The 6,558-nt window shown below is 35.3% G+C and carries 8 protein-coding genes; all 8 read right to left on the bottom strand.

Annotated elements, in window-relative coordinates; genetic code table 11:
- Positions 1 to 608: 608 nt before the first annotated feature.
- Positions 609 to 1,274 (bottom strand): hypothetical protein, encoded by a 666-nt coding sequence (locus tag PGU50_RS08630; protein WP_270246710.1) that lies wholly within the window; start codon positions 1,272 to 1,274, stop codon positions 609 to 611.
- Complete coding sequence (locus PGU50_RS08625) at positions 1,265 to 1,438, bottom strand: hypothetical protein (protein ID WP_270246709.1); 174 nt, start codon at positions 1,436 to 1,438, stop codon at positions 1,265 to 1,267. Before PGU50_RS08625 ends, PGU50_RS08630 begins: the two co-directional genes overlap by 10 nt.
- 149 nt (positions 1,439 to 1,587) lie before the next feature.
- Positions 1,588 to 1,746 carry a DUF6462 family protein gene (locus PGU50_RS18220; RefSeq protein WP_442872530.1) on the bottom strand — a complete coding sequence of 53 codons (159 nt, stop codon included), beginning with the start codon at positions 1,744 to 1,746 and terminating at the stop codon, positions 1,588 to 1,590.
- Positions 1,747 to 1,899: 153 nt separating this feature from the next.
- The gene (locus PGU50_RS08620) at positions 1,900 to 2,274 is read right to left on the bottom strand and encodes a hypothetical protein (RefSeq protein ID WP_270246708.1); all 375 of its coding nucleotides are present in this window, start codon (positions 2,272 to 2,274) and stop codon (positions 1,900 to 1,902) included.
- A gap of 111 nt (positions 2,275 to 2,385) precedes the next feature.
- A complete protein-coding gene (locus PGU50_RS08615; RefSeq protein ID WP_270246707.1) occupies positions 2,386 to 3,984 on the bottom strand; it encodes an ATP-binding cassette domain-containing protein in 1,599 nt (532 codons plus the stop codon).
- On the bottom strand, positions 3,981 to 5,585 hold the full coding sequence (locus tag PGU50_RS08610; RefSeq protein ID WP_270246706.1) for an ABC transporter ATP-binding protein: 1,605 nt from the start codon (positions 5,583 to 5,585) through the stop codon (positions 3,981 to 3,983). Before PGU50_RS08610 ends, PGU50_RS08615 begins: the two co-directional genes overlap by 4 nt.
- A 12-nt stretch (positions 5,586 to 5,597) precedes the next feature.
- The gene (locus PGU50_RS08605) at positions 5,598 to 6,161 is read right to left on the bottom strand and encodes a hypothetical protein (protein ID WP_270246705.1); all 564 of its coding nucleotides are present in this window, start codon (positions 6,159 to 6,161) and stop codon (positions 5,598 to 5,600) included.
- Positions 6,162 to 6,210: 49 nt separating this feature from the next.
- Positions 6,211 to 6,558: radical SAM protein (locus PGU50_RS08600; protein ID WP_270246704.1), on the bottom strand; the 348-nt coding region annotated here is incomplete at its 5' end.

The raw sequence follows: 6,558 nt of genomic DNA, 5'->3' as shown, positions 1-6,558 counted from the left end.
TTCAAGGTTCAAGCAGGGGTTAGCATATAGAAAACGCTATGTTTTGACCCCGGCATCATAGAAGATATATTTACTGTTATTGATATTCATAAATTGAAACCTTCTTTTTATTTCAATGTATAAAATACCTGATCTCAGGAAATTGTATAAACAATTTTGCAGAAACGCAAAATTTAGATTTAACAGTTGAAAAGATAAAAATGAATTGAATTAGAATAAAAAACGAAATAATTATACAAACATAGGAGAACTAACATTAAAAAAGGTTACACAATATGCATGAGTATGCATTTGGGAAAAAGTATTTGTGCCCATTTTTTGACCATGTACTCCAATGTACTCCACAACACTACAGTACACTCCATGCCATTGTCAGAACTTTCAGACAGCTTTTCCGACCATAAAAAATCCCTCAACCACGCGCTTTATCGCGTTTTTGTAGGATTAAAATTATCGGGCAGTCGGTGTTAAATCACCAGTCATATCAAAATCTCCTTATTTTTCAAGGGTTTACAAGCATTACTATTCGATTATACACTATTTTTTACATTGTTTTCGAACTTATTGTGATTGTATCATTATCAGGAAATGTATAATTATGCATACATTCAATGCATTTTTTCTTCCCGTCTGTTCATTATTGATGTAATTCGCTTGCATTCCCGTTCAGCTTGTGTCGATAAATAATAGTTACCATATTGTGTAGTAAATATTAGTTCGGGATAATCTTTCAGCAGCGAATTATTTACACCCCATTTTTTCTTCAATTTCCGTTTATCTGCGTTCTGTTTTTCTCGCCAGCTTTCTAATGCGTCCGCTACAACTTTCAGCAAAGGAACTTTCCGTACACTAGCTGCTTTTTTAGGGGTTGTAATTTGCACTGTGTAATAATGTTCTTCCAATTTATTACCATGCTCATCATAGTATATAGGTGTTCGATTTAATGTTTTATAGACGTCTATATAGCCTTTTTCAAAATTGAAGAGAATTCTCAGTGTAACTGCTTTTTCTAAACAGGAATAGATTACAGAAACAGAACTTTTGATTGTTGATATCGTATAACCTTTTTTGTAAAGGTCATTTATCATGTATTGGATATTTGTCATTTGTATATCCTTTAACTTCATGTAACCTATGTATTCTTCACAACGCCTGTAAGAATTTAAATAATTGGAGATTGTTGTCTTTTTTAAACGGGTGATCATGTAAAGACTCATCCACTGTTCAAACCATTGATTTAGTGTAATCTTTTCAGTTTCTATTTTTAATCCCAAATTTCCTTTTTGTATTGTTTCTTCTTTTTTATTTCTTTTAAATTTTTTGAATATAGGTAAATAGGTTTTCCATATCCTCTTTGATAAATACAGGCTTGATAATAGCCATCTTTACGTTGGATAATACCCTTACCTATTTCTTTTCCTTTTAAGTCCTTTCCCATGGCAATCACCTATCCTTTCTTTCTAACTCACCAGGATAGATATTGACCGTATCATCTTAACAAATTTTAAATTGCTTTTCAAGATATGAACCGAGAATTTGCTTTCATCCAGCACCGGAAATCCTACTTTCAATGATTACGACAAAATCCTAGTGAAGTCGAGTTTGTGCATCGATCCATTTCTCAAGTTTTTTTCTATGGATCAAGACTCTTTTCCCAATACGGACTTGAATATTTAATTCATAAGCAAGATTTCTCATGGTCTTTTCTGATATGCCAATTAATCGGCTTGCTTCCTTTACGGACATATAGAAGCTTTCCGTTATTAGGTACATTCGTATCGACCAAATAATCACCTCCTAGTGTTCTGAAAAAACCACAAACAGTATGGAAGATTCATATAAAAAGGACCGTATTCCGGTCCTTAGAATAATAGGGAAATAATTTTTGTCATTCCATAATCAATTCCCCTGTATACTGCTGCCCCGACAATGGCGATCATCAGAACAGCAAGGGTATTTATAAACGTGTTCTTTAGTGTTGGATGAATAAATACACCGATCGTGGGCAACCTCAATTGCATTAAAGATAATCCCTGTATAAAAGTAAGAATATACTATGATAAGTAACAGATAAATGAGGGCTCCTGCGGTATAAACTGGCTCTTTGCTGTTAAACTGGCTGTATTGATCACTTTGATAAATGGTAGATCCTGTTTTCCAATTAAGCTCGCAACGGATAATTGATTTTGCATCAGAAGGATAGGATACAATAATGTTAGCGGTCAAAATTAAAGAAACCCCGTTTCCAACAAAATAATCCTTTTTATCACTCATTTTTTTCCAATATAAGATTAGGGTGCCAAAAGATACGTTAATCTTATATTGGAAAAAATATCTCACCTGCTTTTTGATTCATGGGGCGGCCTCCCTTCATATTTTAAATTTCTATTCTCCCAAATGATATACCTTATCAAATAGCGGAAGATTTTCTTCTTTCATATGATGTGTAATCAGGATCAATGTCAGATTTTTGCATGCCAAAAGTGCCTGCTCGATTACCATTGCATTTTCAGCATCAAGCGCAGATGTGCCTTCATCGACAAATAAAATCTGTCTGTCATGGGCAAGTGCTCGGGCTATGGCAATCCGCTGCTTTTGTCCTCCGGAAAGATTTTTCCCATTTTCCCCTGCTTTTGTTTCAAGTCCATCCGGGAACTTTTTGACTTCTTCTTTTAAAGCACTCATTGCCAGAATCTCTTCCAATTTTTCTGCACTGACGCCATCACCCAGAGTAATATTATCATGAATGGATGTGTCAAAAAGGAATATACTCTGCTCTATATAAGCCATCTGCTCGTAAAAAGAATTTACATCATATGAGGAAAGTTCTTTTCCGTCATATAAGATCTTTCCGTTATATCCTTTCAGCTGACCAAGCAGCAATTTCAAAAGAGTTGTTTTACCACAGCCACTCTTTCCAACAATCGCATATTTTCCACCTTTTTGAAAGATAAGGTTTTGTCCTTTCAGGACTTCCTGCTCGCCATAAGAAAAGGACAGATTCTCAACTTTGATTTCCTTTTGTAAGGAAGGAAGTGCTGCTTCTGCCTTCGGTTCTTCGTCAGCTGATTGCATTTCGGCTTTGGCAAAATACGGGCGTGCTCCAGCCATTTTCAAACGGTAAGAAATAAGTTGTCCAAAAGAATTTCCGACCTGGTTTGTCAGATTGATACTTCCAAAAATAACCTCCGGTGCAATGATACGTAATACACAAAGAACAAATGTCAGCATGTTGATCGCATTGATTCCGAAAATGCTGATTACCATTGCCTTATAGCCTTCTTTTCCTTGTTTTTCAGCGAAATTGCATCTTTCCTTTTCCAGTTCATCACCAGAAGCGTTAATTTTGCTTTCGAAACGCTTGGCAAGTCCAAAAGCCTGTGTCACAGGTAATCCGGCAATCTGTTCTTTGATTCTGTCAGTATATTTTTCCGTTGCCGCTGATACTTTTTTTGAATACTCCTCTACCTTATCGCCAAATATCCGGCTTGTATAAAGTGAAATCACGGAAACGACAATTGTCAGCAGCAATATTTCCCATCGGATAAACAAAAGGGAAATTGCTCCGAGGCTCAGCTGTAACGCCTCTTCCATACAGCTGTAAAAAATCTGGAATCCCTGGTTTTCCGCTTCGCGAACATCATTTGTGTACCACGATAAATACTCTCCGGTATCCGTAGCGGAAAGCTTTTCAAAGGAAGTTCTCATGATCCGATTACTGATATCGTTTCGAAAATCCTGATTCATTTTCGCGATGAGATAGGTTTGATATTTATTTTGAATATAGAACAAAATACTGTTGCCAAAAATCAAAACGGTATTGCACACCACCGTGATCAGGACCATCCGGAAATTCCCTTCCATGACCTGTTTACCGATATACATCTGCAAGAAAGCGTATCCGGTCGACACTCCACTTGTAAGAACTAAAAGCAGAAAAAGAAGGAAGTTTTGCCATTTATATTTGATCAGATATTTTTTCATGCGCTCACCTTCTCTCCAAGATGATATACCTTTGTGTATTTTTCTATTTCATTTTTATCTAGATGATGACTTACCAAAATCAGCGTAATATCCGGTTCTTCCAGCAGAGATTCCTCAATTATTTTTGCATTCTCCTTATCCAGAGCGGAAGTTCCCTCATCCATGATCAAAATCTTACGGTTATGGATAAGTGCCCTGGCAACAGCAATCCGCTGCCGTTGTCCACCTGAGAGCTTTCTTCCGTTTTCTCCAACATCTGTATCCAAACCATTCTCAAAAAGCCTAAGGTCTTTATAAAGCGCACTATTTCTTAAAGCCTCTTCAATCTGTTCCTCTGTGAAATCCCCTCCCAGAGTTATGTTTTCTCGAATAGTTGTGTGAAAAAGAAATACATTTTGTTCAATGTATGCCATCTGGTCACTGAATGATTTCGGGTCATAAGCACACGCATCCGTCTGATCGAATAAAACTGCGCCTTTATTTACCTGTAATTGTCCCAATAATAATCTGAGAAGCGTTGTTTTTCCACTTCCACTCTCTCCGACAAGGGCATATTTTCCACCAATCTTGAAATCCATATTCAAATGCTCAAAGACTACATGACCTGGATAAGAAAACCCAAGGTTTTTGATTTCGATTTTTTCCTTTACCGGCGGTAATGGTTCTTTTTTCTTGTCGTTCTTTTCCTGATAAATGATTTTATCGAAATATGGTTTTGCTCCTGCAAAAGCAATCTTAAGTTCTGAAAGAGAGAGTATTGCATCTTTTACCTGATATGTCAGGTTACCTCCACCGAAAAAAATTTCAGCCGGTATGATCCTAAAGGCACACATTCCAAAAAGGACAAGATTATTAATCAATCCCGCCAGTGCGTTTACCGCTTTCATTTTTAGCGATGCTTTACCCTTACATTTTACATAGCGGTATCTTTGATTTTCCAGTTGCTCTGATGCCTGGCCAATCCTGTTTTTGAAATCCTTTTGATGTCCGAAGTATTTTAGAACAGTTACCCCCTGCAGCTGTTCTTTTACAATCTGTGTAAATGATTCCCATTCATCGGATACTTTCTTTGATTCTTCACTCACATCTCCAGGAAAAAAATGAGTATATAAATATACCATTCCTGTTGTCAAAACAGTGCACAGAAGCAGCTTCCACTGAATCATGGCAAGTGTTACCGTTCCTATAATCAGTTTGATGATTGCATCAACAGCATTATAAAAATTTAAAAATCCCTGATTTTCCGCCTCTTTCAAATTGTTCGTATACCAGGAAATATATTCTCCGGTGTCATTCTCTCCCAATTCCTGTGTTCCTGCTGCCAGAATCCTACGGTTAAGATCCCTTCTCATATCCTGATTCATGCGGGCAATCACTTTCGTCGTATGCACATCATTTTTCCAAAACATGAAATGCAGAATCAGATAAATAACGATTATCAGCAAAGAACAGATAACTATTCCCTTAAAATCGCCATCCATAACCAGCCTTGCCATCCGCATAGTGATAAGTGTACTTGCAAGCAACAGCAGGTTTGTGCAAATCAGCTCTAAAATAATGAGCAGATTCTGGAATTTATATTTTTTTAGATATGTTTGCAATTATTCTCTCCCTTAAAAATCGTTTAATGTAGTTTGTGTAAAAAAACTTTGGTATTCATTACATTTATACGTTTTGTCAGTTACTTTTTTTAGTGGGCACATTTTATTTAAACAAGTAAAGATTTTATTACAAGAATAACAATCTTTTGCAATATTATTATCAGACCATATTTTATTTTTCTCTTCGTTTATGTGTAAGTATCCATGCGAATCTAAATATCCTACTTCATTCGCATCTAAATCAAACGCAACTGTACATTTTTGCACCTTTCCGTTTGCTCGAATTGTATATCCATTTTTATATGATGCATAACACATTCCTCTACCTATATCAAGATTTTTTTCAATTCCATTGTTATCACATCTAATTCTAAGTTTATCTATATATTCAACATGTTTTTGTATAAGCAACTTTCCTTCTTTTTCGGACAAGATATTTTTCGTATCAATATCTCCACCTAAATTTCCTACTTGTCGCACAAGAATTCCGAAACGTTCGTCATCTCCATATTTTTCATCTAAAAATTTATACCATGTAAAATCGGAATTATCTGCATAAATATTGTTTCTAATCATTATATTAAATTTATATATATCACTAGGCAATCTATGTATGGCATCTAAATTAATTTGTTGTCATGGAAAATGAATACTTTTTTTCACAATTAAGCAATTTTTTGACTTTTTGATTGATTCTTAAAATTGTTTTTTTGCACAATGTCGGTTCTCCTCCAAACCAACTAATGCTTATATGATTATATTGATGATAGCTATTTTCTATATATTTTTCCAACCCTTGTATAATGTCTTCATTCATAACAATATCATCATGATTCTCATAGCAATATGCACACCTAAAGTTACAAGATTCTGTCGGCATTATAGTTAATAACAATATTTCATTGTAATGCTTTGTTAATGTTGAAGTTATTTGTTTGATTTCATATTCATTCAATAGCATTCCTTGCATATT

Source organism: Coprococcus sp. AM11-30B (assembly GCF_027674365.1).
Lineage (GTDB): Bacteria > Bacillota > Clostridia > Lachnospirales > Lachnospiraceae > Allocoprococcus > Allocoprococcus comes.
Note: the sequence above shows the minus strand (reverse complement) of the source record. Positions and strands in the feature narration are given on the sequence as shown.